Source organism: Actinoalloteichus hymeniacidonis (assembly GCF_014203365.1).
Classification (GTDB): domain Bacteria; phylum Actinomycetota; class Actinomycetes; order Mycobacteriales; family Pseudonocardiaceae; genus Actinoalloteichus_A; species Actinoalloteichus_A hymeniacidonis.
In genome coordinates, this window is the sequence record NZ_JACHIS010000001.1 from 2,373,929 (window position 1) to 2,399,014 (window position 25,086).

Consider the following 25,086-nt stretch of genomic DNA (forward strand, 5'->3'; position numbering starts at 1 on the left):
CACTGTCAGGTGAACCGTGGAGAGTTATTCATATGACTTTGTCAGCTGAATCCCTCGTCGACGATGCCCGCCTTCGACGCCTGGCGGACCGGGCCGAGATCAACGATGTCCAGCTTCGCTATGCCTGGGGCACCGACTCCCGCGACTGGCAGCTGTTTCGCAGTTGCTTCACCGAGGAGATCGAGATCGACTTCAGCGCGGGCTTCGGTCTGGCCGCCGTGCGGATGGCGGCCGACGACTGGGTGCGCTCCACGGCGCCGAGGATGGAGTCCTTCGCGGCGACGCAGCACCAGATCACGAATATCGCGATCACCTTCGACGGCGCCGATCGAGCCACCTGTGTCGCCTACGTCCGAGCAGGCCACCATCTGCCGAACGACACCGGCGACAGCGACCAGACGGTGCACGGCTACTACACGAACCGTTTCGAACGGACCCCCGACGGCTGGCGGATCGCCAAGCTCAAGCTCACCGCCCGGTGGATGACGGGGAACTTCGGCATCTTCCAGACGGCCATGGCCTCCGAAATCGGCTGAAACCTCGGCTACCGGCCGCATCCCCGTGCCGCCGGGGGCCACCATCGGCGGATCCCACTTCGAACACGCTCGCTGCCAGCGGAGGTACCGACGCTCATGACACAGCCGCACGAATTCCCACCCGATCTCACCGGGCGCACCGTCGTCGTGACGGGAACGACCTCCGGCCTGGGCCTCGCGCTCTCCGGTGTGCTCGCCCGGGCCGGTGCCCGCGTTCTGATGACCGTTCGCGATGCCGAGCGCGGCGCGGCGGCCGTCGACGAGGTGCGGGCAGGCATCGAGGATCGGGGCAGCGCCGAGGCGGTGCTGCTCGACCTCGCCGACCTCGCCTCGGTACGGCGCGCCGCCGAGGACATCCGGGAGCGCACCGACGACCGGGTCGACGTGCTGGTCAACAACGCGGCCGTGTCCCTGGGCCCGAAGAACCGGACCCGCGACGGGTTCGAACTGCAGTTCGGCACCAACCACCTCGGTCCGGCCGCGCTCACCTGGTTGCTGATGCCGGCGCTGCGGTCGGCAGGCAGCGCGCAATCGCCGTCGCGGGTGGTGACGACATCGAGCATCGGCCACCGGACGGGCGGGCTGGATCTGACGGACCTGCATTGGGATCGCAGGCGCTACTCACCCACGCTCGCCTACGGGGCCTCGAAGTTGGCCAACCTGTTGTTCGCCGCCGAACTGGATCGACGGTTGCGCAGGAATTCGGAACCGGTGCTCTCGGTCGCCGCCCATCCGGGCCTGACCTCCTCCGAACTGCTGAACAACGGCCTCGCCAGGGGCGGTGGCCGGCTAGCCCGACTACTCGTGCTTCCCGATCGGCTGATCTCCCAACCGGTCGCCAGCGGTATCGCGCCGCAACTTCTCGCGGCAACCGGAGCGGTGCGCGGTGGGGACTACCTCGGTCCGACCGGGCCGTTCGAGGTCCGAGGTCCCGCCGGGCGTGTCCGACGTTCGAGGACCGCGCGGGATTCGGTGCTGGCGGCCGAGTTATGGGCGGCCACGGCGACCGGCACCGGCGTCACACCGGATCCGAGCTGAGTCGCCGCACCGAGGCTGTTCGCGTCGCTCGGGGGGCCGTAGCCCCTTCGTTCACCCTCGAAGTCGCGATCGCGGTCGAGATCAGGCGGCGATGATGCGCAGCCCTTCCGATTCGAAGGCCGCCAGCATCGGCTGCTCGGCCTGTGAATCGGTGACCAGCGTGTGCACCTCGTCGATCGCGCAGATGCGGGCGAAGGCATAGCCGCCGAGTTTGGAACTGTCGCCGACCACCGCGACGTGCCGAGCCCGCGAGACCATCAATCGGTTGATGCTGGCCTCGCCCTCGTGATGCGCGTATGCCCCGCGAACCGGGTCGATGGCATCCACCCCGAGTAAGACGAGATCGAGGGTGATCTCCTCCAGAATGCGGGTGGCCAGCGGCCCGGTCAGTTCGAAGGACTGCTGGCGGGCGACCCCGCCGGTGACCACGATCTTGATGCTCGGGCGGACCGCGAGTTCGTTGGCGATGTTGAGCGCGTTGGTGACGATCGTCAGCGCGGGCGAATCGCTGCGTTCGGCCAAATCCTGCCGGATGGCGATGGCCCGGCTGACCTCGGTGATCGTCGTTCCGCCATTGAGCCCGACGACCATTCCCCGATCGACCAGGTTCGCCGCTGCGGTCGCGATGCGCTGTTTCTGATCGGCGTGCCGAGCCGCCTTGTGTCGCAGGGGAAGGTCGTAGGCGACATTGCTGGCCACGGCCCCGCCTCGGGTTCTGGTCAACAGCCTGCGTTCGGCGAGATGATGCAGATCTCGGCGCACGGTCGCAGGCGAGACATCGAGTTCGGCGGCGGTGTCGTCGACGTCGATCCTGTCGCGCTGGCCGACCATCTCCAGCAGCGCATTCAGCCGTTCGTGCCGATCCACCGGCTCACCTTTCGCCCGTTCGTGGTCACCTCGAAAAATGTACCCCGCAACCAATTTCCTTCGGGGCCGTTGCATCGGACGCGCGCAGCTGCCCTGTGCGCCGGGTGGGCCCGGCCGAGTTCGGTCGAGAATTCCGGGCCCGTCGCATCCCGTTCCAAACCCGGTATTCCACTACGGTCTGGAGAACATGGGCAGCCTTGACGACCGATCTCCGGTGCGGGGCACGGTTTCCCGGTGCCGCAGGGCGTACGCGGGCGACGTGGCCGGATGACCAGGATGCGGGCCGCGTCGTCGCACGCCGCCGACCTCGCGGCGCGGCTGCGTCGAGCGGTGGCGGGCGAGGTCTCCGACGACTCCCGACGTCGGGCCGAGTACTCCACCGACGCATCGAACTACCGGGTGGTCCCCGAGGTCGTCGTCCTGCCGAGGACCGCCGAGGACGTGCAGGCCGTACTGGCCATCGCCAAGGCCGATGCGGTGTCGGTGACCTGTCGGGGCGGCGGGACGTCCATCGCGGGCAACGCGGTCGGTCCCGGCATCGTGCTGGATTTCTCGCGGCACCTGAACCGGATTCGGGAGCTCGATCCCGTCGCGGGCATCGCGGTCGTGGAACCCGGGGTGCTGCTCGGTGACCTGCAACGCGCCGCTGCTCCACATGGGCTGCGGTTCGGCCCGGATCCGTCTTCCCAGGCCAGGGCCACGCTCGCCGGTATGATCGGCAACAACGCGTGCGGCCCGCACGCCGTCGCCTACGGCCGCACCGCCGACAACGTGCGGTCGATGACCGTGCTCGACGGGACCGGTCGACGATTCACCGCCGCCGACGATCTCAGCGTGCTCCCCGGCCTCGACGCGTTGGTCCGCGCACGGCTGGGCGTGCTGCGTACCGAACTCGGCCGATTCTCCCGGCAGGTCTCGGGCTACTCGCTCGAACACCTGCTCCCCGAACGCGGCCACCGGTTGGCCAGGGCGCTGGTCGGCACCGAGGGCACCGTCGCGGTGACGCTGGACGCCACTGTGGATCTCGTCCAGATCTCACCCGCCCGGGTACTGGTCGTCCTCGGCTACGCCACGATGCCCGACGCCGCCGACGCGGTGCCCAGGCTGCTCGGCCACGGACCATTGGCCGTTGAAGGGCTCGACGCCCGGATGGTCGATGCCGTGCGCAGTCACCGAGGCGTCGTGCCGGAGCTGCCCAGCGGCACCGGCTGGTTGATGGTCGAGGTCGGCGGCGTCGACGACGGCGCGGCCCTCGAATCGGCCCGCGCGGTGGTCGCCGACGCCGAGGCCCTCGATGCCGTCGTGCTGCCCGCAGGCCCGCAGGCCACCGCGATGTGGCGCATTCGTGAGGACGGCGCGGGTCTGGCGGGGCGCTCGCCGCGCGGCGAGCAGAGCTGGCCGGGTTGGGAGGACGCCGCAGTGCCGCCGGAACGGCTCGGCCCCTACCTGCGTGAATTCGATGCGCTGTTGGACTCCTACGGATTCGACGGCCTGCCCTACGGACACTTCGGAGACGGCTGCGTGCACGTGCGCATCGACTTCCCACTGAACCACGACGGTTCGGCATTTCGAGCCTTCCTGTTCGACGCGGCGCGACTGGTCGCCGCCCACGGCGGTTCCTTCTCCGGCGAACACGGCGATGGTCGGGCCCGCAGCGAGCTGTTGCCGCTGATGTACTCGAAGGAGGCCATCGAGACCTTCGAGGCCTTCAAGGCCTTGCTGGACCCCGACGACCTGCTCAACCCGGGCGTGCTGGTCCGCCCCCGTGCGATCGATGCCGATCTGCGGCGACCGCAGGCCCTGCCGTTGCTCGCCGACGGCGGCTTCTCCTTCCCGCATGACGGCGGCGATCTGACGCGCGCGGTGCACCGCTGTGTCGGCCTCGGCAAATGCCGCGCGGACAACAGCGCGGCAGGCGGGTTCATGTGCCCGTCGTTCCTGGCGACCCGCGACGAGAAGGACTCGACCCGGGGTCGAGCCAGGGTGCTGCAGGATATGGCGAACGGCACCCTGGTGACCGGCGGCTGGTCGGCGCCGGAGGTGCACGAGTCGTTGGATCTGTGCCTGTCCTGTAAAGCCTGCGCCAACGACTGCCCCGCCGGGGTGGACATGGCCCAGTACAAGGCGGAGGTCCTGCACCGCACCTACGCGGGTCGGCGGCGGCCCATGGCGCACTACAGCCTCGGACGGCTGCCGCAGTGGGTGTCGTTGCTGCACCGCCTCGGGCGGCTGGGTCCGGCCGTGGCCAATGCCGTGCTGGGACTGCGGGCCCTGGCGCGGCCGCTGCTGGCCATCGCCGGGGTCGACCGTCGCCGCCGGGCGCCCCGGCTGGCAGGCGTGCCGTTCTCCCGCTGGTGGCGCAGGTCTGAATCCGCTGTCCGACGTCGAAGCGGCGGCGCGATCTCCGACGATCGCCCGCCGGTGGTGCTGTGGGCCGACTCCTTCACCGACGGGTTCAGCCCCGAGGCGGCGCAGGCCGCGGTGCGGGTGCTCGCCGACGCGGGATACCGGGTGATCGTGCCCGAACGGCAGGCCTGTTGCGGTCTCACCTGGATCAGTACCGGCCAGCTCGACGGAGCCCGCCGCAGGCTGGGCACCCTGCTCGACGTACTCGGACCCTATGCGGCCGAGGGCATCCCGATCGTGGGTCTGGAACCGTCCTGCCTGGCCGTGCTGCGGTCGGATCTGACCGAGCTGCTGCCCGAGGACTCGCGCACACCGCAGGTCGCCCGGGCCGCCGTGACGCTGGCGGAGCTGCTCACCACTCGGCTCGCCGAGGACCGACCGTGGCGGCTCCCGGACCTGACCGGCGTCACCGTCCTCGCGCAGCCGCACTGCCACCAGCACGCCGTGATCGGCTACGACAAGGACCTCGCGCTGCTCGCCGCCGCAGGTGCGAAAGCCACCGGACTGGCGGGCTGCTGCGGGCTGGCGGGCAACTTCGGCATGGAACGCGGCCACTACGAAGTGTCCGTCGCCGTCGCCGAGAACACCCTGCTGCCTGCGCTGCGCGATCGAGCACCGGACGTGGTGTTCCTGGCGGATGGCTTCTCGTGTCGAACCCAGGCCGAGCAATTGGCCGAGGTCCGCGGCGTGCATCTAGCCGAATTGCTGGCCGCGCGGTTGACGTCCGGCAGGCGAACCGGCGAACGATAGCCACGCCGTCCGCCCCGGCCGCCTACCCGCGTGCCGGGCACGGTGCCATCGACGGGTTACCGTGTCAGCCGCCTGATCGCCGGGGACGCCCCGGCACATCGAGCGGTTATCGAGCACTGTGATCAACGATGGGTGGAATCCTCATGCCGTACGCGATCGCCCCGGATGGCTGTCGGATCGCCTACCAGGTCGAAGGACAGGGCCTCCCACTGGTGCTGTTGGCCGGACAGTCCAACAATCACCATTGGTGGGACGGAATCCGGGAGGATTTCCACGCCACCCACCAGACGATCACCCTCGACTACCGGGGCACCGGGGACAGCGATGAGCCACCGGGTCCGTACAGCACCGAGGGACTCGCCGACGACGTGATCGCGATCCTCGACGATCTCGGCGTCGATCGCGCGGACGTGTACGGCACCTCGATGGGTGGGCGTGTCGCCCAATGGGTCGCCGCGCGGCATCCCGACCGGGTTCGACGTCTGGTGCTCGGCTGCACCTCGCCGGGCCGAGGCCACGGGATCGAACGCGACAACTCCATTCGCGCGGCGCTGTCCGACCGCGATCGGGCGGTGGTGCGCCAGACTCTGATCGACCTGATGTACACACCTGCCTGGCAGGCCACCCATCCCGGACCACACAACACCCTCGGCGATCGGAACCTGACCTCCAACGCCCGCCGCGCCCACCTGATGGCCAGCCACCGACACGACGCCTGGGACGCGTTGCCACAGATCACCGCGCCCACCCTGGTGGTTCACGGCACCGAGGACGTCTTCAATCCGGTGGCCAACGCGCCGCTGCTGACCGAGCGGATCCCCCACGCCCGGATGCAACTGATCGAAGGTGCCCGGCACGCCTACTTCGAGGAATTCCGCGAGGTGGCGGGCCCGCTGGTGCGGGATTTCCTGGCGGACTAGCGGTGTATCGCCACGGATGTCAGCGCGCCGGCGACACAAGCCGGGCGAGACGCGAGCACGGGCCATGGCGCGCGGCTGGCCGAATCGGCCAGGGAACGCGTCGGTGAAGAACCGGATGCGGATTCGACCGCGACTGCGGCCGGACAGCCTGCCGTGACTCCGGGTGAAACGCCAGGACCGTCGACCTCGGGCGGCGAACGGCCGAAGCCCACGGGGCAGCATGCAGGACTACCTGCCGCCCCGACAGCCGCTCGTCAGCCTCCCGCGCTGCCCTCGTAGGGCACCGGCGGCGCTTCCGGCTCGTTCTCCTTGTCCACCGGCCTACCGCCGGGGCGGATGCGGAAATCGGCTACCCGGAAGGCCGATGGCGCGTTGGGCTCGCCCCGCTCCACATAGGCCACGCTGAGCACTCCGTCGTGGTCGAGGCGTTGCCGATCCACGATCAGCTCGGCGATGGGATCGACGTCCTCGGCCTCGAACACGATCCGCCAGTCGGTCCACTCCGCTGCCGAGGTGGCGGCGGCGATGCGTGCATCGGGCAGCACCAGGTAGGCCGTGTCGTGCCGATCGAACAACAGCTTCGTGCGGCCCGCGCTGTTGCTGTAGAACGGCAGGATCGTGGTGTGCCAGTCGCCGTCCTCATCGCGCCAGTGGTGGAAGGGCCGCGCGTACTCGGCGCGCTGTTCGTAGGTCGCGGTATGGCAGCCGCCGATCGCCGCGAGATCGGAGTCGGTGAACTGGCTGGTCATGACGTGGATGCGCCCGCTGCCGTCGAAGGTCTGCGCCTCCTGGTTGATCAGGCCCCGGTTGATCGCGACATCGACGACGACATGCGGATCGTAGACGGTGATCAGGTCGTCGGTGCCGGTGCGACCGATCACCTGTCCTTCATTGTTATGCCAGGTCATCCCGCCGTCGGGGCTGCTCGCATAGCCGATGTCGTGGTTGCCAAGCCCCGAAGGCGAGCACCAGGCGTCGGTCTGCTCCCGCCATGACCAGGAGATCTGCAGTTCGCCGCTGATCGGGTTGACTGCGAACCCGTGCAGGTAGGCGTAGCGGCTCGAACTCGTGCCGAACGGGCTGCGGTAGGTGCCGACGCTGTCGGTGAACCGGTCCAAGAACTCCCAACCGCCCTCGGCGTCGTCGCGATAACGCAGCAGCACCTGTCGGCCGTTGCTGGTCGAGCCCTCCCGGTAGGTCAGCAGCGTCGTGTCCTCCTGCACCTCGAACTGCGGATAGGTCCATTCCGTCGGGGCGCCGATCGCACCCGGCAGCGTGCTGCCGGTGGGCTCGAACGAACGCGAGGACCACGGCAGATCGCTGTCCGAGGCAGCCAGACCGGGCAGGCTACGGGCGTAGAGCGTGGGCCCGCCGTGGGTGCCGATCGCCAGATGCAGCCGCTCGTCGCTCGGGCTGACCACCATGGAGATGGTGTTGTGCGAGTCGTCGGCGTCCAGGAAACCGTCGAGTTCGATGCTGGCCCAGCGGTCGTTCGGCAGGTCACGTCGGGAGACCACGACTCGGCCGTCCGCGTGATACCAGGCCGCGTACTGCTTGCCGTCGTAGGTGAGCAGCCCGTCCTGTTGGTAGCTCGCGGCGTTGACGGTGCCCTCGTAGCTGATCCGGGCTTGCCCGGCCGGATCGAGAATCCGATCCCCGAGCCGAACGGCATTGGGTGGCGGCGCCTGCGCTGTGGTGCTGGCGGACAGGGCCGGGCCGGGAATGGTCAGCGAGATCGCGACCACGGCGACGAGAACACGGGTGCCTGCTGCGTTTCTGCCCAAGACGGATCTCCGATGATCTGCGTGGGGAATCGAATGGCCATCAGCGCTCGATCACCCCCGACCGTATCCCGCCTTACCCGCCGATGAACACGAATCCCGCAGCGCACGGCCGTTGTCGGCCGGCGGGACCCGCGTGCGATCACGTGGCCTCGCTGTCGGTGTTCGTGGACCGCAACAACTGCGCGGTGTACTCGGCCAACCGGGCGGCTTCCTTGGGATCGAGGGTCTTCAGCGTCGGATCCACCGGCTTGCCCCGGTCGACAGCGGTGAGCGCGGCGGCGGGCGGATGCTCGATCCACTCCACGATCGGGCGGACCGATGCCGCCACCGGGCGGGCGAAGAACGTGCCCAACACTTTGATCATGCCGCTGACCAGCGCACTCGGGTGTGCTTCCGCGCCGCTCTTGGTGAATCCGGGGTGATAGAGCACGTAGCGTGCGGTGCTGTCGGCATTCTCGGCGTAGGAGACACCGAGCAGATCGTTGGCCCGGCCCGCCTGGAGTTGCGCGCGGACCGTTCCGTAGTTCTCGGTCAACTGTGGATCGGCCCAGTGGATTCCGCCTGCGGTGTTCCCGACACCCGCGACATTGATGATCACCGACCTCGGGCTCGCGTCCAACAGCGGCGCCAACCGACGACCCAACAGATAACGACTCAGGTAGTACAGCGCGAAGGTCGCTTCCCAGCCGTCCGCCGTCTCGACTCGTTTCGGCCGCACCCGGTTGGCGAACAATCCGAGGGCGTCGATGCGATCGTGCTGTTCGGTGATCTCCCCGACCACCCGGTCGACCTCGGCGACGGTGGACAGATCGGCGCACACGAAGCGGAGTCGTGGATTCGCAGCCTCGTCGAGCAGTGCCTTTCCCCGTGTCGGATTGCTGCCGATCACGGTGACGCGGTCGCCGCGAGCCAGCCGTTCCAGGGCCGTGGCCCGGCCCATTCCGGTGCTGCCCCCGCTGATGACCACGTTCTTCGGTGCCTGCTTCGGCACGGTGTCCTCCGGTGTTCGCCCTGTCTCGTCCTGACCCACCTATCGTTGATCGACAGGCCAGGTCAGCGGAAGAAGGCAGTTTGATGTCCGGTACGAACACCGATGTGCCCGCCGTGCTTGCTTATGAGCTACCGAATCCGGTTCCGACCGCGGAATTGGAGATTTGTCCGGTCGGCGGGATCTTCCGGCGGGTCGGTGACAGATGGAGCCTGATTCTGATCGCCTTGCTCGGCCGCAGACCGTATCGATACAACGAACTGCACCGGGCGATCGAGGGGATCAGCCAACGAATGCTGACCAGGACGCTGCGTGGCTTGGAGATCGATGGCCTGGTGCATCGCGAGGTGTTCCCGACGGTGCCGCCGAGCGTCGAATACCGGTTGACTCCGCTGGGCAGCAGCCTGCTCGGTCCGGTGTCGGCGCTGGCCGAGTGGGCGGTACGACACGAGCCCGACATGGCGGCCGCCCGGCTGCGCAACGGGTCGGTCGAGTAGGTAGTTCGACGGTGATCCCACCCGCGCGCGGGGATCAGTCCGGTCGGGTCGGCCTTCTGGCGGCCTGCGCGCTGAGAATGGTGTCGATGTGCTCGCGCATGACCGCCGCCGCGCCTTCCACGTCACCTGCGACGACCAGCTCCAACAGGCTCGCGTGCTCCTCGTCCTTCTTGGCGCGTTCGGCGTCGGTGCGCGCGATCTCCAATGCGAGCCTGCGATAGCGGTCGGCCTTGTCGATCGATCCGATGGCCATCGCGTCCAAGACCGCGCTGATGTGGGAGGTCGACCGGCTCAGCGGGATGGACGACTTGGCGCGGACCGCGGCCGGACCCGGAGACCTATCGCGGCATGCTCAGCAACCGAGACGGGCCCTTCCCCGACCGCGCGGCGAAATCCGCCGCGACACGCCGGCGCGCCCTGGTGCGGCAAACGGTGGTACCTGGTCTCCGGTGCATCTCGTTACGGTCGGCGAAGGTCAGCGCCGCGCACGCCGCACTCGACCGCCGAGTACATCGGCCGACCGTGCCCGGATGGGCGCCGGGACGCCGATTCTCGCCGACAGTTCCGCCGTCGAAGCCGTGGGATGGAGCCGGAAGATGAGAGCACGCAGGTTGATCGGCATGTTCGCGAGTCTGGGAACCGCACTGGCACTGTTGGTGGCGGGCCCGACCGCCGCGATGGGTGCCACCCACGAGGCAGGACAGCCCGCCGAGACCTTGATCGTCGGCGGCGTCGACGCCGATCAGACCTACTCGTTCATGGTCGCGGCCACCTCGCGCGGCGGCGCCTACTGCGGCGGCACACTGATCGCCCCCACCTGGGTGGTGACCGCCGAACACTGCCTGGGCGGCATCGACGGCGTTCGCGTCGGCTCCCTGCACACCGGTAGCGGCGGCGAAACCGCCGGTGTGGCGCAGAAGATCGCGAACTCGCAGGCCGACATCGCCCTGCTCCGGCTCGACCGCGCAGTCTCGGCGACGCCCGCGCCGCTGGCCGACACGACGGGCGGCAACGGCGCTCCGCTACGGCTGCTCGGCTGGGGCGCGACCTGTTCCCCGGAGAACTGCCCGCCGCCGCAGGTCCTGCAACAGTTGGACACCTCGGTGGTCGGCATCAGCGGCCCCTACATCCGGGTCGACAACCCCGGCGGCGACAGCGGCGCCTGCTTCGGCGACTCCGGCGGCCCGGCGCTGCGCCAAGGCGCCAACGGCTGGGAGTTGGTCGGCGTGACCAGCAGCGGTCCGGCGATCTGCGGCACCGAGCCCTCGAACTACACCGACGCGACCCAGTTCCGAAACTGGATCGCCCAGCACACCGGGATCTGATCGTCCGTAGATCGACCTGCTCCGCCGCGCCTCGCGATGGGATCGTCCATCGCGAGGCGTTCCTGTGGGTGGCGAATCAGCGGCGCCCGGATCGCACGGGCGTCGGCCGGATGGTCTGTGGCGATAACGAAGGCATGCGTGTGCGTGTGCACCACCGGCACAGTCCCGACCGCATCCGATAGGTGAGCAGGATCGCCGACCATCCCTGGGGGGCTGCGCTCGAGCAGTTCCGAATCGTGGCGTGGCCAGCAGGACCACATGCCTACGGCCTGATCGTTCCCACGACGAAAATCGGTGCTCACTCGGGATCAGCGCTGAAGCCTTACCTGGTGAGTTGCTCGTCCCGGGTGGCCCGGAGGGCGTGCACGAGTTCTCGGACACCGAGCGAGTGCGCGCCCGCCCTACTGGTCAGGTGCACGGTTCGGCGAGTCGGCGCTTGATCGCCGAGCTGCGTGATGGTGACCCCTGCCGGCGCGTTGGTCAGCGATAGCTTCGGCAGGATCGCCATTCCGAGGCCCTGCGCCACCATCTGCAGCACGACCCCGTCGTCGGCGGCCGTGATCTTGGCGGGCGGCAACCAGTCCTGGCTCGACCACCAGCCGAGGGTGGCCGCCGAGCAGTTCTCGTCCCAGTCGATCAACGGCAGGGTGCGCGGCGCGGGATGACCGGTCGGATAGACGAACAGGTACGGCTCGCGCAGCAGTTCGCCCACGAGGAGCCCGGGTTCCGGGACGACGTCCTCGGGCAGGGTGGCGACGGCGACGTCGGCTCGGCCGTCGGCGACCTCGCCCATCGGGCCCCGGCCCAGTTCTCGCACTATCGAGACCTGCGGACTCAGCTCGGGATGCCGCGAGGCCAGTCGGTCCAGCGCAGCAGGCAGCAGGTGTAGGGCGGCGGTGCGGAACGCGGCGATTCGTAGCGGCCCGCCGATCCGTCCGTTCGCGGCACCGCGCGCTTCGACCTGCAACACCTCGTACTGCCGCAGGATGTGTCGCGCGTGCACCAGGGCCCGCTCGCCCGCATCGGTCGGGCCCGACCCGGTACGGCCGCGTTCGAAGAGGACCGCGCCGATCTTGCGCTCGATGGTGCGCACGGCATGGGAGACCGCCGACTGGGTGAGTCCGAGTTCCTCGGCGGCGCCGGTGAAGCTGCCCGTCCGCTCCACTGCGAGCAGCAGACGTAGCTCGTGCGGACTGGGGTAGGAGTCGGCCACCGGACCGAGTCTAACGACAGCCATGAACGGGATTCATGCAACGGCCGGAACCACATATGCCAGCCGCTGCCCAGCAGAGCGCCGGAAATCTAGCGTCGTCATCGAGCCCGTTTCCACCCCGCTACCAGGGAGATCCCGTGAGTTCAGTCATGACCGTCATCCGGCAGGTCGCGCCACCGGCAGGCGCACCGAAGAAGGACGACTTCGAGGCGGTCACCCTGCCGATCCCCGAGCGCGACGACAATCAGCTGCTGGTGGAGAACCTCTATCTCTCCGTCGATCCGTATATGCGGGAACTCATGGAATGGGGTGGCTGGGAGCTGGCGGGCGGCCTGCTGGGTGATGCGATCGGGCGGGTCCTCGAATCATCCGACCCGACGGTGCCGGTCGGCAGCATCGTCCGACACCGCCACGGCTGGCGGACCCACGCCCTGCCCGCCGTCACCGAGGTCACCCGAATCCACCCGGCCGACGGCGTCCCGCTCAGCGCCTACCTCGGCATCCTCGGACTCACCGGCTTCACCGCCTACGTGGGTCTGGTCAAGATCGCCGCGCTCCGGCCCGGCGACGACCTGTTCATCTCGGCGGCGGCGGGCGCGGTCGGCGGTGCCACCGCTCAGATCGCCCGGCTACTCGGCGCGCGGCGCATCGTGGGCAGTGCCGGATCGGCGGCGAAGATCGCCTACCTGACCGAGAAACTGGGCCTGGACGCCGCATTCGACTACCACGCGGGTTCGGTGACCGAACAGCTCGCCGAAGCCGCCCCCGACGGGATCGACGTGTACTTCGACAACGTCGGCGGCGATCACCTCGAAGCCGCGATCGCCGCGATGAAGGATCACGGCCGCATTGCCGCCTGCGGCGCGGTCGCGCAGTACAACAATCTGCGGACCCCGCCCGCCGCACCACACAACCTCTTCGACATCGTCGAGAAGAACCTGCGACTGGAGGGCTATCTCGCCGACAGGCACCTGAATTCCATCCCGGAATTCGAACGCTTCCTCGTCCCTCGGGTCCAAGACGGCACGGTGCTGATCGACGAGGTGGTGGTCGATGGCATCGAGAACACCGTCGACGCCTTCATCGGAATGCTGCGTGGCGAGAACATCGGCAAGATGCTGGTCCGCGTCGCCGAGTGATAGCCGGTGTTCGCGGCGCAATAGCGACGTGGTCCGCCCCGCTTCTGCAGGGCGGACCACGCGGCTGTTGCCGTAGGGACGTAGATCCGCGGCGCACCCCCCCGCTAGCGCGGGGCAGACGCGAGTACGGCAAAGAGGCCGCTGAGCTGGCCAGGCTCACCCCGCTAGCGCGGGACAGACGTCAGCGCCGAGCCGTTCGAGCTGCTGAGCTGGGGCTCTCACCCCCGCTAGCGCGGGGCAGACCTCTCGTCACCTTGGCGTTCAGAAGGGCGTCATCGCTTCTTGACCTTGTGGAGCAACCGTGAACATCGATCGACGTTGCGCCAATCCAAGAACACCGCGACCGTGTTCCGCGGCTGATCCGCGCAATGCCCAGCCTCCCGACGGCGTCAGCACCAACGCGAATCCTATTGTCCGGCGAGCACTCGACGTCGCCCCCCGGCCGACAGAATCCGGCTAGATTCGAATCAGCCGACATTCGCCAGCACCCGTGCCGATCTCGACTAGACGCACGCGGGACCGCGCTATGAGAAGGACGTCGTATGACGGGATCGTCGAAGGACAGCCCGCCCGTGGCGCGGGTGGATACCGTGGAGGAGAGCCGATTCGGCATCCGCCTGAGCGACCCCTACCGGTGGATGGAGACCGACGGCCCGGAGCTGCGAAGCTGGCTCACCGCGCAGGCCGACCACACCGAAGCCGCCCTGAACTCCTTGCCGAACCGCGCGAGGATCCGGGCCAGGGTCGAGGAACTGACTTCGACGGGGACGAGCGAGTCCGGTTTCGTCGCCGGAGTCGACGGTCTGCTGTTCTTCCTACGAGAGGACCCGCAGACCACGGTGCCGGTGTTGATGGTGCGTACCGGAGCCGAGCCCGCGGAGCCCTCGGCGGGCCGGGTGTTGGCCGACCCGGTCGCCGTGACGGGCGATGCGCATGGCGGAATCGATTGGTACGTGCCGTCCCCTGACGGAAGTCATGTCGCGGTCGGGTTCTCCGCAGGTGGTTCGGAGGACAGCATCCTGCGCATCGTGGTCGTCGAGACCGGCGAGCTACTCGACGACGTGGTCCACAGCAGCCTGCATGGCGCGGTGTCCTGGTTGCCCGATGGCACGGCACTGATCTACCACCGCTATCCAGAACCGACACCCGACTTCGCCGCCGACGAACGCCGGTTCGACAGCCAGTCCTGTCTGCACCGACTCGGCACCCCGGCCGAACAGGACGTCCCGGTGTTGGCGCGTGGCCGAAACGACGCGGTGCCGCTGACCGAACGGGATCGGCCGTTCGTGCTGGTGCAGCCGGATTCCGACTGGGTCGTCGCCGTCGTCTCGCACAGTGCGCTGGTCGGCCCGCTGACCGAACGGATCTCCGACTGCTCGATCTACCTCGCGCCCCGCGCGGCCCTGGCCGAGCCTGCGAGCTGCCCGTGGCGGCAGGTCGCGAACCCCGCCGACGACATCACGGCCTTCGCGATGCGCGACGACGTGCTCTACCTCGTCGCCCACGGTGGCACGCCGCGAGGCCGGGTGGTGGCGGTCTCCGCCGTCGATCCGGAGCTGAGCCGAGCACCGGTACTCGTGCCCGAATCCGACTGCGTACTGATCGCGGTCCGGGTGGTGGGCGACTACCTGTTGGTTCGGGAACTGCACGCGGGCGCCGACCGGCTTCGTCGGGTGCCGCTGACCGGCGGGGACACCCAGGAGATCGAGCTGCCCGTTGCGGGCACCATCCAGGAGATCACCGGCCTGCCGAGCGGCTCCGGCGCGCTGCTGCTGACCACCTCTCATACCGCGCCGCCGATGTTGCTGCACTACGACGGCGCCACCGGGACCGTCCGGGACACCGGTTGGCTGCCCGGTTCGGACACCGAGGTGTTGATGGCCACCGATGTCGTGGTGCGAGCCCGCGATGGGGCCGCCGTTCCGCTCCGCCTGATCCACCGCGCTGGGCTGCCGTTGAACGGCGACAACCCCACGCTGCTCTCCGGCTACGGCTCGTATGGGCATGTGCTCGCGGCCGAGTTCACCCCGGATCTGCGGGTCTGGTGCGAGGACGGCGGCATCTACGCCGTCGCGGGATTACGCGGTGGCGGCGAGCACGGTCGGGCCTGGCACGCGGCAGGTCGTGGGCCGCACAAGGAGAACACCATCACCGACTTCATCGACTGTGCCGAATACCTGATCGCCCACGGCTACACCCGGCCCGCCTGGCTGGCGGGGGAGGGCGCGAGCGCGGGTGGCATTCCGGTCGGTGGCGCGCTCGTGCGGCGGCCCGAGCTGTGGGCGGCGATGGTGCTGCGGGTGCCGGTGACGAACGCGACGCGTCAGGAGTTCAGCGAGAACGGCCCGGTCAACGTCCCCGAGTTCGGCACCATCACCACCGAGGACGGCCTACGCGATCTGTTGATCATCGACTCCTACCTGCGGGTTCGGGACGGACAGCAGTATCCGGCGGTGCTGCTGACCACCGGGCTCAATGACCCTCGGGTGGCGGTATGGCAACCGGCCAAGACCACGGCCCGACTCCAGGCGGCCACGGCGTCGGACCGTCCCGTGCTGCTGCGGGTCGACGCGCACGCGGGCCACGGGGCAGGCGCGACGAGGGCGCAACGGGTCGACTCGATCACCGACATCCTGGCGTTCCTGCGTGATCAGCTCGGCGATCGGACCTTGACCCGACGCGGTCCCGCCGTCGAATAGACGCAGGCCTGCGCGGCGTCCGCTCGATAATGCCTCCGCGTTCCGGCAGCTCGCATTGCAGACTACCGAGGTGAATATGGAGGATGTCGCCACGCGCCTGACCGATCGGTTCGGCCCGCAGGCCGCGAGCTGGCTTGCGGAAGTCCCGACCGTCGCCGCGCAGTTGGCGTCCCGATGGGGCCTCACCCTGGGGGAGATGTTCGAGAGCGGGGCGTCCTCGGTCGTCCTGCGCTGTCGATGGCGGGACGGGATCCCGGCGGTGCTCAAGCTGACGCCGGATCGCGCGTTGTTGGCCAAGCAGGTCGAGATGTTGCGGGTGTTCGAGGCCTCCGGGCGGGTGCCTGCGGTGTTGGCCACCGACGCGGAGGTGGGCGCGATGGTGTTGGAGGAGATCCTTCCCGGCACCGAGGCCACGGACCTGCCCGCTGTGGACCTGCCGGAGCGGTGGGCGGAGCTGCTCGGCGACCTGCATGCCGTGCCCGTGCCCGCCGACTGGCCGTGGGACCTGCGTGGACGGTTTGCCGAATCCTTCGAACGAGTCGGCAAGCGGCTGGACGACCCGAAGGTCGGCGCCCGGATCGACGCGGCCACCTGGCAACGGGCCATCCGGCGCTGCGAGACCCTGCTGAACACCCAGACCGCGCCGGTGTTGCTGCACGGCGACCTGCATCTCGGCAATGTCCTCGACGGCGGCCCGTCGCGTGGGCTGGTCGCGATCGATCCCAAGGCGTGTGTTGGCGATCCCTGTTTCGACGCCGTCGACTACGTCGTCGAAGGCGCGGGGCAGGAGGGCATCGAAGCCCGGTGCCTGCGGGTGGCGACCGCTTGCGGCCTCGACGCGGATCGGCTTCTCGAATGGAGCCGGGTGGTCGCGCCGATGTTCGCCGTCTCGCACCTCGCCTACGGCGGACCGGAGCCGGTGCTCGACGAGCTGTTGACGCTGATCCGCTGATTCCGACGCCTTCGGCCGGCGATCAGGTCGTCGCGATGAGCTCCTCGGCGACCCACTGCGCGGCATGCGGCGGATAGGGCGCGGGGAGGCCGAGCACGACGTGTCCGAAACCGGCGTCGATCGCCTGTCCGATGGCGGTGCGGGTCGGGGCCGGGGCGTCGTAGTCGACAGGCAGGTGGATCGAGCGGGTGATCGTCACCGGATCACGGCCGATCTCCGTGCAGTAGCGGTCGAGCAGCGCGCTGCGGCGGACGACGTCCTCGATATCCCCGCCGGGAATGTTCCACAGGTCGGCGTGCTCGGCGACCACGCGCAGGGTCGCCGAGGAGCGCCCGCCGATCAGGATCGGCGGATGGGGCCGCTGCACCGGTTTGGGATTGCCGAACGCGCCGACCAACCTGACGTAGTCGCCGTCGAAGTCGAACGGCTCGGGCTCGGTCCACAGTCGACGAATCACGGTGCACGCCTCGGCGAGGCTGCCCACGGAATGCGCGAAGTCGTGGAAGGGCAGGCCGTGTGACTCGTATTCGCGCCGCGCCATCGGGTGGCTTGGGCGGGAGCCCGCGCCGATGCCGAAGTCGAGCCGTCCGTCGGCGACGATGTCCACGGTCGTGGCGATCTTGGCCAGCATTGCGGGCGGCCGGAACCTGTTGCTGGTCACCATGAGACCGATCCGCAGGCGCCGGGTCTGCGCGGCGAGGGCACCGAGTAGCGTCCAGCCCTCTAAGGCGGGGCCCATCGGATCGCCGCCGATGGGCATGAGGTGGTCGAACAACCAGGCGTGCTCGATCTCGGGAATGGTGTCGGCTTCCTGCCAGACCGGCAGGAGTCGGTGATAGTCGATCTGCATGGGTGCGGTCATGATTCCGAAACTGGGCATCGGGGTCGGAACCTTTCTGGCGAACGAGAGCAGGCGGCGCGGGTCGGGTCGACCAGCGGCCGAGAACGAGACTGGGTCGGCCGGTGCACCGGGCCGAACCAAAGCGGAACGACGTTCCGATTCTTAAGATACGGAACGACGTTCCGCTTTGGCAAGTCGTCGCGAACCTCGGCTACCTGGCCCCTGCCGCCTGCCCCGACCTAGCCCGTCGTCTCGTACACCGCCTCGACCAGGGAACTCGTCCTCGGGTCCATGCCGGGCGGCCCGGGCACCAATCGGCTTGTCGTGTAACCGAAGGAGAGTCGACGATCCGGATCGGCGAAAGCCGAGATGCCGCCGGAGCCGCCATGGCCGAAGGTACGGGTCCCGGGCGGTGCGCCCACCGGCGGCGACACGTCGAATCCCCGGCCGAAGAGTTGGGTGACGGTCACCGCGGGGCTCGACAGCACCAGGTCGGTGCCCTCGGTCTCCGGTGTGAGGATGTCCTCGACGGTCGCCGAGGTGAACTCGTCCAGCAGCAGGCGGTAGAGCCGGGAAAGACCGCGTCCGTTGGCGACGCCACCCGAGGCCCCGACCTCGGCGGCGCGGTAACGGCGATCGGTGGCCGCCGCGACGATGTCCTCGGGCAGCATGCCACCGAGGGTGAACGCGTCGAGGTGGTGCGGACCGAAGTAGGACGACAGGTCGAGCTGGGCGGGATCGGTCCCCGGCGGCAACGCGGGATCGTCGGCCACCGACGGCACGACCCTCGGCTCCTGATCCTGCGGCAGGCCGATCCAGAACTCCGCGCCCGCAGGCTGCGCAAGCTCCTCTCGGAAGAACGTCCCCAGCGAGCGGCCGTCCACCAACCGCACCAGTTCGCCCACCAGCCAACCGAAGCTCTGGGCGTGATACCCGTAGGCGGTCCCGGGTTCCCACGCCGGAGTCTGTGCGGCCAGCGTGGCGGCGACGAGGTCCCATTCGGCGAGCGCGTCCATCGTCAGCTGCTCGCGCGGCGTCAGCACCCCCGCCCGGTGACTCAACAGCCATCGGACCAGGGTCGACTCCTTGCCTCGGACGCCATAGGCGGGCCAGTACTCGGCCACCCGGGCATCGAGTTGCAGCAGTCCACGTTGGACGAGCAGGTTCGCGCAGGCGGCGGTGGCACCCTTGGTCGCGGAGAAGACCACCTCGAGTGCCTCGGGCAGCCCGCTCCACAGGTCGACCACCATCTCGCCGTCGACATGCACGCAACACTGCGCGGTCTCGGTACCGTCATCGGACAGCGAACGCTCGAAGGCCTCGGCCACGCGTTGGTAGCCGGCAACGACTGTTCCATCGGCAGAAGGCGACATCGCGCCATTTTGGCAGGTAGGCGCCCTCATTCCGGTGCGACGCGGCGAGTGGGAGTGTCGCGGTGACGGCGTTTTCAGCGAACGTGTTCGGACCGAATCGAGCGCTGGGCGCGTTCGTGAAAATGGTTCGTGCGTGGCGCTTCGGCGGGGGTTGTTCGGCGGTGTGTTTCGCCGCCGGGCCCGGTATCGCGGTGCTCCAGGTTGCTTAGGGAAGGCAAGCGTCGTGCGACACGCCGGGGCTCACCCAAGTTGACGCCGGGTGTGTCTGACACGGCTCGATAACTTCGAGGCCCCGCGTAATACGATGTGCCTGTTGAACCAGGGTGGCACCGGCCCTTTTGGGCCGGTGAGGATCGCAACGACCAGGCAGCGGTTAACAAGCTCATCTCGGACCGGCGTGGCACCGGCCCTTTTGGGCCGGTGAGGATCGCAACTCGTAATGCTGGTCTCGCCCCTGCCTGTGACGGAAGGGGTGGCACCGGCCCTTTTGGGCCGGTGAGGATCGCAACCTCGGAGGCTTGCAGAGCCTCATAGGCGAGACCAAGGTGGCACCGGCCCTTTTGGGCCGGTGAGGATCGCAACGCCAACACCATCTGGCGCACGAGCACAAGAACCCAGTGGCACCGGCCCTTTTGGGCCGGTGAGGATCGCAACCACCCCAACCCCGGGGCCGCGCCCGAGGGCACGACGGTGGCACCGGCCCTTTTGGGCCGGTGAGGATCGCAACCACGGAAGCCGTAGGTGCGCGGTGCGCACCAGGCCCGTGGCACCGGCCCTTTTGGGCCGGTGAGGATCGCAACCGGAGCCCGAACCGGAGTCGCTGGAAGTCCTTCCTGTGGCACCGGCCCTTTTGGGCCGGTGAGGATCGCAACTCCACCGCGACGAACTTCGACCTCCACAAGCCGCGTAGGTGGCACCGGCCCTTTCGGGCCGGTGAGGATCGCAACAATCCAGACCACGCGGTAGGGCATCCCATGCTTGGGTGGCATCGGCCCTTTCGGGCCGGTGAGGATCGCAACACGAGTGTCGTCTGGCGAATCGTGGTCGGGCACCCCGTGGCATCGGCCCTTTTGGGCCGGTGAGGATCGCAACGGCGACCGCTCGCGGCTGGGACCCCGGCGGTGGTGCACGATGGCGATCTGCGGCGCCGGTTATCGGCGCCGCCAGGCCGCGAGCAGTCCGCCCTGACAGCGGAGTGAGCGGCATGTCTTTGATGCCATGCGATTGCTGAGATATTCCGCCCTCGCGGCGCGTTCCCACGATGCGGCCTTCGTTGACCGGTTCGCCGCGCCGCGCTTAGCGTCGATCGCGAGGTTCGAGGGCCCGCATCGTCGATCGCGGCGGGCCGCCGATCGAGAAGATCTAGGTGCGTGCCGATGGTTGACGTCTCGTTGGATCTGCTTCAGCTTCGCACCTTCGTCGCCATCGAGGACTGCGGAGGTTTCGGCCGCGCGGCCTCGGTGCTGCGCATCAGCCAACCCACGGTGAGCCAGCATGTCCGGCAACTGGAACGACGATTACGCCAGACCCTGGTGGAGAAGGACGGCAGGCGAGCCCGGTTCACCGCAGCGGGCGAGCGGCTCCTCGTCGAGGCAAGACGGATCATGGCCGTGCACGACGAGGCACTGAACAGGCTGACCTCGGACACCCGCACCGGCCTGGTCATCGGCTCCGCCGAGACCGCCGCCGAACAGGTGCTGCCCGAACTCCTCTCCTCGCTGCGCGACGCCTATCCAGGACGGCCGGTCCGATTCCATCTCGATCGATCGACGCAACTGATCGACTCGGTGGACCGGGGCCTCGTCGACCTGGCCGTCATTCTCGGTTTCCCCGGCGACATCCCTGGTCGGCTGGTCGGAAACCTTCCGCTGCGCTGGTACGCCGCTCCCGGCTGGCAGCCGCCTGCACGTAGCGATCCCTGGCCGTTGGTGGCCTATCGGGAGCCCTGCGGGATGCGCCAACGCGCCCTGCAACGACTCGGTGAAGCCGACCGCACCGTGGACGTGGTAGCCGAGTCGACCAGTGTGGAGGGCGTGATCGCCGCGGTGCGGGCCGGTCTCGGCGTGGCGGTGCTGCCCAGTGCCGGGCGGGCCCCATCGGGCCTGACACGGCTGGGCGGACTGCCCGATCTCGGCAGCATCGGCGTCCATCTCGCGACCCGCCGAGGATTGGATCTGAACCTGGAGACCGCCGCCCTGGACGTGTTGGAGAGTTTCTTCGGCTCCCTCGACATCCCATGGTCGGCAGGCTCCGGCCGAGCCCTGCCCGCGCCGCGCAGCCCTGAGATCACCACTCCCTGATCACGCCGCACCGATGCGGTTTCGGGATCGACCATTCGAAATCCCGATGAATCGGTCGCGAAATTCATCATTGGACGCGCCCACGGTTCCTCGTCGAAGCTGCGAAGGCGACAGCGAGATCGCCGTTGGAACGGCTCGGCGACGCGCGTTCGAGGAATCCGCCGGATCGACGACGAGGTCGAACACCCCGGTTGTCCATGGCACCGCCCGATCGGCGACCCGACCCGCCGCGAAGCGGTGTCCGCACCGCCGCAGGCCGCGTGACCGGCCCGGCCACCGCCGATGCGAAATGGGGCCGAGCAGCCGTACCCGTTGCACCCGAGCCGAGATGAAGGAGACCCGCGTGACGATCGCCGAAGCCGCCCCGCTCACCGCGACCTGGCCGGAACCCACGGGCATCGCCCTCCGTGGCACCGTGATCATCGTTCCCGGACGAGGCGAACACCCCGGCGTGTACGAACGGTTCGGACGACGGATCAGCGCCGACGGCTACCGAGTGTGGGCCGTCGCCGATCCGACCGTGGACGCCGATCGGGCGACCCGACAGCTGGACACCCTGATCGCGAACGACGCCCTGCCCCGACCATTGGTGTTGGTCGGCTCCGACACCGGTGCGTTGTTCGCCGCCGCCTCGCTCGCCGACCGCACCGCGCCGGGTGCGACCTCGATATCGGGACTGGTCCTGGCAGGCCTGCCTAGCCGGGCGGAGTACTGGGCCGATACGGCCGACTGGCAGGACGAACTCGACGCCAGGACGGGATGTCCGACCCACCAGGGAGTACTCGACCTCGACCCCTCGGTGCGGCGTGGCGCGCTCGGCCGCCGCGCCCCCGCCGAGTGGTTCGACCGGGCCGACCCGGCGTCGATCACGGTGCCGATCCTGGGGCTGCACGGCGAATCCGACATGATCAGCCCCTTCGCCGGAGTGCGCGGCTGGTATGACGCGGCGCCGCATGCCGACCTGGTGGGACTGGTGGGCGGCAGGCATGACGCGCTCAACGACCAGACCCATCGCAGTGCCGCCGCGACCACCGTGCTGTTCCTGGAGCGCTTGCGACTCGGTTCGGAGCTGCCGGTGATCGCCCGGCCCGCCTCGGCGGTCGCCGAATGAGCCACGACGTGGTGATCGGGCGCGGCCCTGGCCCCGCCGAGTCGCTGCCGGGACCGGACGGTAAAACGCCTGCACGCCGAGTCGCGGCCGGGTACGAACCCGCGGATATCTCGTCGGTAAACGTCGAGGCCGAGTCCACCGTGGACATCACCGAGCTGGCGGTCCATCCGCGCCCGGATCGGGCCGCCACCGGCCGATCCACCTGGCAGAGCTACATCCGAGGCGCCTGCCTCTAATCAGACGTGCTCGACGGCGGGATGGTGTTGCTCGCCCGACTCCACTGCGTCGGCGTGCTCGAACGCCGCTGGCTGCGCGAGGGGACGCGGCGAGGACGTGCCCGACCAGCCGAACCGAGTGAAGCGGTCTTCGACCCACGATCGATCTCGAATGCGGGCGAGGCGGTGTGAGGCCAGCACCCGCTCGATTCCCTGCACACCGGTCACGACGAGGGATTCGCCTGCACATGCGCACGAATGCCCTGCAGACCGAACAGGATGAGCAGCTCGACCGCGCCGCCGTCGGCGGTGCCCAACCAGTGCGGCAAGGACGTGTCGAACTCGGCAGCCTCACCGGGAGACAAGGTCAAGTCGCGTTCGCCGAGCACCAGCCGTAGCCGCCCGTTGAGGACATACAGCCACTCGAAGCCGTCATGAGTCTGTGGCGTCGGTTCGAGCGGCTTCTCCCGCGCCGGGATGATCATCTTGAACGCCTGTGTCCCACCGGGCCGCCGGGACAGCGGAACGAAGACCATGCCGAATCGGCCGATCGGCTTCAGATGGATTCGTGGGTCACCGGTGCGTGGGGCACCGACAAGGTCGTCGAGTGGGATGTCGTAGGTGCGGGACAGCGGCAGCAGCAACTCCAGGGTGGCGCGCCGTTGCCCGCTCTCGAGTCGGGACAGGGTGCTCTCCGAGACGCCGGTTCTCGTGGCGACGTCGGCGAGGGTGAAGCCTCGGTCGCGTCGTAGCGCCCGCAGTCGAGGTCCGACCACTCCGAGCACATCTTCCGTTTCCTGGTCCACGAGTCCCATCTTGCCGAAACCGCAAGATCGCGTGCCAGGCAGTGTGGGCGCCGGCAACACTGGGCTGCGTTGCGATCGCGCGCGATGCGCAGCGTCGAGACCGCGCCCTCTCTCGACCCGTTCGGGCGGACCCACGGCCGAGTCCGCGCGGATTCGTCGTCGATGCGAACGGGTACCGACCGCCTTCCTTCCACGATAGGGACCAAGATGATCACCGAATCATGCCCGTCAACACGCCGTTTCGACCGTTCCACTCGGATGGCGGCGACCTTGCCGCTCGCGGTCCTACTCACGTTCGGCGCTGCAGCCTGCGCCACGCCTGCCGTCGAGGACATCGCGCCCCACGCCGTCGCCACCCACGACGATCCCGCGTTCGATCACACCTTCCGACACGAGTTCGCCGACGTCGACGGCGTCCGCATGCACTATGTGACCGGCGGCAGCGGCTCGCCGGTCGTGTTGATCCACGGGTGGCCGCAGACCTGGTACGGCTGGTGGTCGATCATGCCGCAGCTCGCCGAGCACCACACCGTGTACGCCATCGACCTGCCTGGCTTGGGCGACAGCACCGGCTCGCCGACCGGTTACGACAAGGCGACTCTGGCCCGGTACGTCCACACTTTGATCGCTAATCAGTTGGGAGTCGATGACGCCCGCGTCGTCGGTCACGACCTCGGCGCGGCCGTGGCATTCCAGTACGCCGCCCAGTTCCCCGGGGACACCGTCGCTCTGGGCTATCTCGACCTGCCATTGCCCGGGCCCGCGATCGATGCGGCCACCTATCGCTCGATGAGCTGGCACATCGCCTTTCACTCTCAGGAACGGGTCCCCGAGACGGTGGTGGGCGACGATGTCCGCGAATACCTGGAGTTGTTCTATCCCCAGGTCGCCTACGAGGGATCCTCGTTCGGCGGCACCTCGGATCGGTCCCCGTTCACCCAGGCAGAGATCGATGAGTACGCACGAACCTATGGCAGACCCGAGGTCCTGGCGGGTGGCTTCGAGCTTTACCGGGCCCTCGACCAAGACGTCAGCGACACCATGGAGGCCGTACCGACGGATGTTCCTACCCTCCTCATGACCGCCGAAGGACAGCTCGAACCGGTCCAGGCCACTGTGGCGCCGAGGCTGACCAACATCGTGCGTGCGGTGGATGTGCCGAACGCGGGGCACTGGCTTGTCGAGGAGAACCCGGAGTTCGTAACCGACGAGTTGCTCGATTTCCTCGCAAACTGAGCGCGGGCTTCACGAGTGCTGCGCGAGCTCCCCGGGGCAGTGCGTGCCGATTGCGGAGTGCACGCGCTGCCGAGCCCGTCGATCCAGTGC

At 68.7% G+C, this 25,086-nt stretch carries 23 protein-coding genes and 1 CRISPR repeat array; of the genes, 13 read left to right on the plus strand and 10 right to left on the minus strand.

Annotation, left to right across the window (positions count from 1 at the left end; genetic code table 11):
• Positions 1-32 precede the first annotated feature (32 nt).
• The gene (locus tag BKA25_RS10445) at positions 33-536 is read left to right on the plus strand and encodes a nuclear transport factor 2 family protein (RefSeq protein ID WP_069850235.1); all 504 of its coding nucleotides are present in this window, start codon (positions 33-35) and stop codon (positions 534-536) included.
• 96 nt (positions 537-632) lie between these two features.
• Positions 633-1,574 (plus strand): oxidoreductase, encoded by a 942-nt coding sequence (locus BKA25_RS10450; protein ID WP_069850233.1) that lies wholly within the window; start codon positions 633-635, stop codon positions 1,572-1,574.
• Positions 1,575-1,655: 81 nt separating this feature from the next.
• On the opposite strand, the gene BKA25_RS10455 is transcribed toward BKA25_RS10450, so the two are convergent.
• Positions 1,656-2,441, minus strand: a complete 786-nt coding sequence (locus tag BKA25_RS10455; protein ID WP_069850231.1) for a DeoR/GlpR family DNA-binding transcription regulator — start codon at positions 2,439-2,441, stop codon at positions 1,656-1,658.
• 276 nt (positions 2,442-2,717) lie between these two features.
• On the opposite strand from BKA25_RS10455, the gene BKA25_RS10460 reads away from it, so the two are divergent.
• A complete protein-coding gene (locus BKA25_RS10460; RefSeq protein ID WP_157421421.1) occupies positions 2,718-5,597 on the plus strand; it encodes an FAD-binding and (Fe-S)-binding domain-containing protein in 2,880 nt (959 codons plus the stop codon).
• Between the two features lie 143 nt (positions 5,598-5,740).
• Entirely contained in the window at positions 5,741-6,517 is a 777-nt protein-coding gene (locus BKA25_RS10465) for an alpha/beta fold hydrolase (protein WP_069853802.1), read from the plus strand.
• Positions 6,518-6,771: 254 nt separating this feature from the next.
• On the opposite strand, the gene BKA25_RS10470 is transcribed toward BKA25_RS10465, so the two are convergent.
• Positions 6,772-8,301 carry a BNR repeat-containing protein gene (locus BKA25_RS10470; RefSeq protein WP_069850227.1) on the minus strand — a complete coding sequence of 510 codons (1,530 nt, stop codon included), beginning with the start codon at positions 8,299-8,301 and terminating at the stop codon, positions 6,772-6,774.
• 139 nt (positions 8,302-8,440) lie between these two features.
• Positions 8,441-9,292: an SDR family NAD(P)-dependent oxidoreductase gene (locus tag BKA25_RS10475; RefSeq protein WP_216637737.1), complete on the minus strand. Its 852-nt coding sequence runs from the start codon at positions 9,290-9,292 to the stop codon at positions 8,441-8,443.
• A gap of 83 nt (positions 9,293-9,375) precedes the next feature.
• Between BKA25_RS10475 and BKA25_RS10480 the strand changes: the two genes are divergently transcribed.
• Positions 9,376-9,786 carry a winged helix-turn-helix transcriptional regulator gene (locus BKA25_RS10480; protein WP_069850226.1) on the plus strand — a complete coding sequence of 137 codons (411 nt, stop codon included), beginning with the start codon at positions 9,376-9,378 and terminating at the stop codon, positions 9,784-9,786.
• 34 nt (positions 9,787-9,820) lie between these two features.
• Here BKA25_RS10480 and BKA25_RS10485 read toward each other — a convergent pair whose 3' ends face one another.
• Complete coding sequence (locus tag BKA25_RS10485; RefSeq protein WP_069850224.1) at positions 9,821-10,039, minus strand: FCD domain-containing protein; 219 nt, start codon at positions 10,037-10,039, stop codon at positions 9,821-9,823.
• A gap of 343 nt (positions 10,040-10,382) precedes the next feature.
• Between BKA25_RS10485 and BKA25_RS10490 the strand changes: the two genes are divergently transcribed.
• Positions 10,383-11,111 (plus strand): S1 family peptidase, encoded by a 729-nt coding sequence (locus BKA25_RS10490; RefSeq protein ID WP_069853800.1) that lies wholly within the window; start codon positions 10,383-10,385, stop codon positions 11,109-11,111.
• Between the two features lie 322 nt (positions 11,112-11,433).
• Here BKA25_RS10490 and BKA25_RS10495 read toward each other — a convergent pair whose 3' ends face one another.
• Positions 11,434-12,324 (minus strand): LysR family transcriptional regulator, encoded by an 891-nt coding sequence (locus tag BKA25_RS10495; protein WP_236750293.1) that lies wholly within the window; start codon positions 12,322-12,324, stop codon positions 11,434-11,436.
• Between the two features lie 137 nt (positions 12,325-12,461).
• Between BKA25_RS10495 and BKA25_RS10500 the strand changes: the two genes are divergently transcribed.
• The 3 genes from BKA25_RS10500 to BKA25_RS10510 all read left to right on the plus strand — a co-directional run bounded on the left by BKA25_RS10500 (position 12,462) and on the right by BKA25_RS10510 (position 17,114).
• Entirely contained in the window at positions 12,462-13,463 is a 1,002-nt protein-coding gene (locus BKA25_RS10500) for an NADP-dependent oxidoreductase (protein WP_236750292.1), read from the plus strand.
• A 542-nt stretch (positions 13,464-14,005) separates the two neighbouring features.
• Positions 14,006-16,162 (plus strand): prolyl oligopeptidase family serine peptidase, encoded by a 2,157-nt coding sequence (locus tag BKA25_RS10505; RefSeq protein ID WP_084643134.1) that lies wholly within the window; start codon positions 14,006-14,008, stop codon positions 16,160-16,162.
• 76 nt (positions 16,163-16,238) lie between these two features.
• Complete coding sequence (locus tag BKA25_RS10510; RefSeq protein WP_069850218.1) at positions 16,239-17,114, plus strand: aminoglycoside phosphotransferase family protein; 876 nt, start codon at positions 16,239-16,241, stop codon at positions 17,112-17,114.
• A 22-nt stretch (positions 17,115-17,136) separates the two neighbouring features.
• Here the strand turns inward: BKA25_RS10510 and BKA25_RS10515 are convergent, their stop codons facing one another.
• Both BKA25_RS10515 and BKA25_RS10520 read right to left on the minus strand, forming a co-directional pair.
• Positions 17,137-17,994, minus strand: a complete 858-nt coding sequence (locus BKA25_RS10515) for an LLM class flavin-dependent oxidoreductase (RefSeq protein ID WP_069853798.1) — start codon at positions 17,992-17,994, stop codon at positions 17,137-17,139.
• 200 nt (positions 17,995-18,194) lie between these two features.
• A complete protein-coding gene (locus BKA25_RS10520; protein WP_069850216.1) occupies positions 18,195-19,328 on the minus strand; it encodes a serine hydrolase domain-containing protein in 1,134 nt (377 codons plus the stop codon).
• A gap of 323 nt (positions 19,329-19,651) precedes the next feature.
• Positions 19,652-20,420: a CRISPR direct-repeat array (repeat unit 37 nt; unit sequence GTGGCACCGGCCCTTTTGGGCCGGTGAGGATCGCAAC).
• A gap of 284 nt (positions 20,421-20,704) precedes the next feature.
• On the opposite strand from BKA25_RS10520, the gene BKA25_RS10525 reads away from it, so the two are divergent.
• Positions 20,705-21,628, plus strand: coding sequence for a LysR family transcriptional regulator (locus BKA25_RS10525; protein WP_084643706.1), 924 nt, complete (start codon positions 20,705-20,707; stop codon positions 21,626-21,628).
• On the opposite strand, the gene BKA25_RS10530 is transcribed toward BKA25_RS10525, so the two are convergent.
• Positions 21,629-21,814, minus strand: a complete 186-nt coding sequence (locus BKA25_RS10530; RefSeq protein WP_157421130.1) for a hypothetical protein — start codon at positions 21,812-21,814, stop codon at positions 21,629-21,631.
• Between the two features lie 157 nt (positions 21,815-21,971).
• Between BKA25_RS10530 and BKA25_RS10535 the strand changes: the two genes are divergently transcribed.
• Complete coding sequence (locus BKA25_RS10535) at positions 21,972-22,739, plus strand: alpha/beta hydrolase (RefSeq protein ID WP_236750291.1); 768 nt, start codon at positions 21,972-21,974, stop codon at positions 22,737-22,739.
• Positions 22,736-22,975 (plus strand): hypothetical protein, encoded by a 240-nt coding sequence (locus BKA25_RS10540; protein WP_069850209.1) that lies wholly within the window; start codon positions 22,736-22,738, stop codon positions 22,973-22,975. Before BKA25_RS10535 ends, BKA25_RS10540 begins: the two co-directional genes overlap by 4 nt.
• Here BKA25_RS10540 and BKA25_RS10545 read toward each other — a convergent pair whose 3' ends face one another.
• Positions 22,976-23,182, minus strand: a complete 207-nt coding sequence (locus BKA25_RS10545; protein WP_069850207.1) for a hypothetical protein — start codon at positions 23,180-23,182, stop codon at positions 22,976-22,978.
• Positions 23,179-23,760 carry a helix-turn-helix domain-containing protein gene (locus tag BKA25_RS10550; RefSeq protein ID WP_069853797.1) on the minus strand — a complete coding sequence of 194 codons (582 nt, stop codon included), beginning with the start codon at positions 23,758-23,760 and terminating at the stop codon, positions 23,179-23,181. The genes BKA25_RS10545 and BKA25_RS10550 overlap by 4 nt, the downstream gene beginning before the upstream one ends.
• Before the next feature lie 258 nt (positions 23,761-24,018).
• Between BKA25_RS10550 and BKA25_RS10555 the strand changes: the two genes are divergently transcribed.
• Positions 24,019-24,996 (plus strand): alpha/beta fold hydrolase, encoded by a 978-nt coding sequence (locus BKA25_RS10555; RefSeq protein WP_069850205.1) that lies wholly within the window; start codon positions 24,019-24,021, stop codon positions 24,994-24,996.
• Positions 24,997-25,086: the final 90 nt, after the last annotated feature.

Bases quoted from the DNA above. Each gene is read 5' to 3' on its own strand.
- BKA25_RS10485 (WP_069850224.1), bottom strand. From the start codon at position 10,039: ATGGCCATCGGATCGATCGACAAGGCCGACCGCTATCGCAGGCTCGCA.
- BKA25_RS10520 (WP_069850216.1), bottom strand. From the start codon at position 19,328: ATGTCGCCTTCTGCCGATGGAACAGTCGTTGCCGGCTACCAACGCGTG.
- BKA25_RS10450 (WP_069850233.1), top strand. From the start codon at position 633: ATGACACAGCCGCACGAATTCCCACCCGATCTCACCGGGCGCACCGTC.
- BKA25_RS10515 (WP_069853798.1), bottom strand. From the start codon at position 17,994: ATGCCCAGTTTCGGAATCATGACCGCACCCATGCAGATCGACTATCAC.
- BKA25_RS10525 (WP_084643706.1), top strand. From the start codon at position 20,705: ATGGTTGACGTCTCGTTGGATCTGCTTCAGCTTCGCACCTTCGTCGCC.
- BKA25_RS10490 (WP_069853800.1), top strand. From the start codon at position 10,383: ATGAGAGCACGCAGGTTGATCGGCATGTTCGCGAGTCTGGGAACCGCA.
- BKA25_RS10460 (WP_157421421.1), top strand. From the start codon at position 2,718: ATGCGGGCCGCGTCGTCGCACGCCGCCGACCTCGCGGCGCGGCTGCGT.
- BKA25_RS10465 (WP_069853802.1), top strand. From the start codon at position 5,741: ATGCCGTACGCGATCGCCCCGGATGGCTGTCGGATCGCCTACCAGGTC.
- BKA25_RS10445 (WP_069850235.1), top strand. From the start codon at position 33: ATGACTTTGTCAGCTGAATCCCTCGTCGACGATGCCCGCCTTCGACGC.
- BKA25_RS10480 (WP_069850226.1), top strand. From the start codon at position 9,376: ATGTCCGGTACGAACACCGATGTGCCCGCCGTGCTTGCTTATGAGCTA.
- BKA25_RS10540 (WP_069850209.1), top strand. From the start codon at position 22,736: ATGAGCCACGACGTGGTGATCGGGCGCGGCCCTGGCCCCGCCGAGTCG.
- BKA25_RS10555 (WP_069850205.1), top strand. From the start codon at position 24,019: ATGGCGGCGACCTTGCCGCTCGCGGTCCTACTCACGTTCGGCGCTGCA.
- BKA25_RS10510 (WP_069850218.1), top strand. From the start codon at position 16,239: ATGGAGGATGTCGCCACGCGCCTGACCGATCGGTTCGGCCCGCAGGCC.
- BKA25_RS10505 (WP_084643134.1), top strand. From the start codon at position 14,006: ATGACGGGATCGTCGAAGGACAGCCCGCCCGTGGCGCGGGTGGATACC.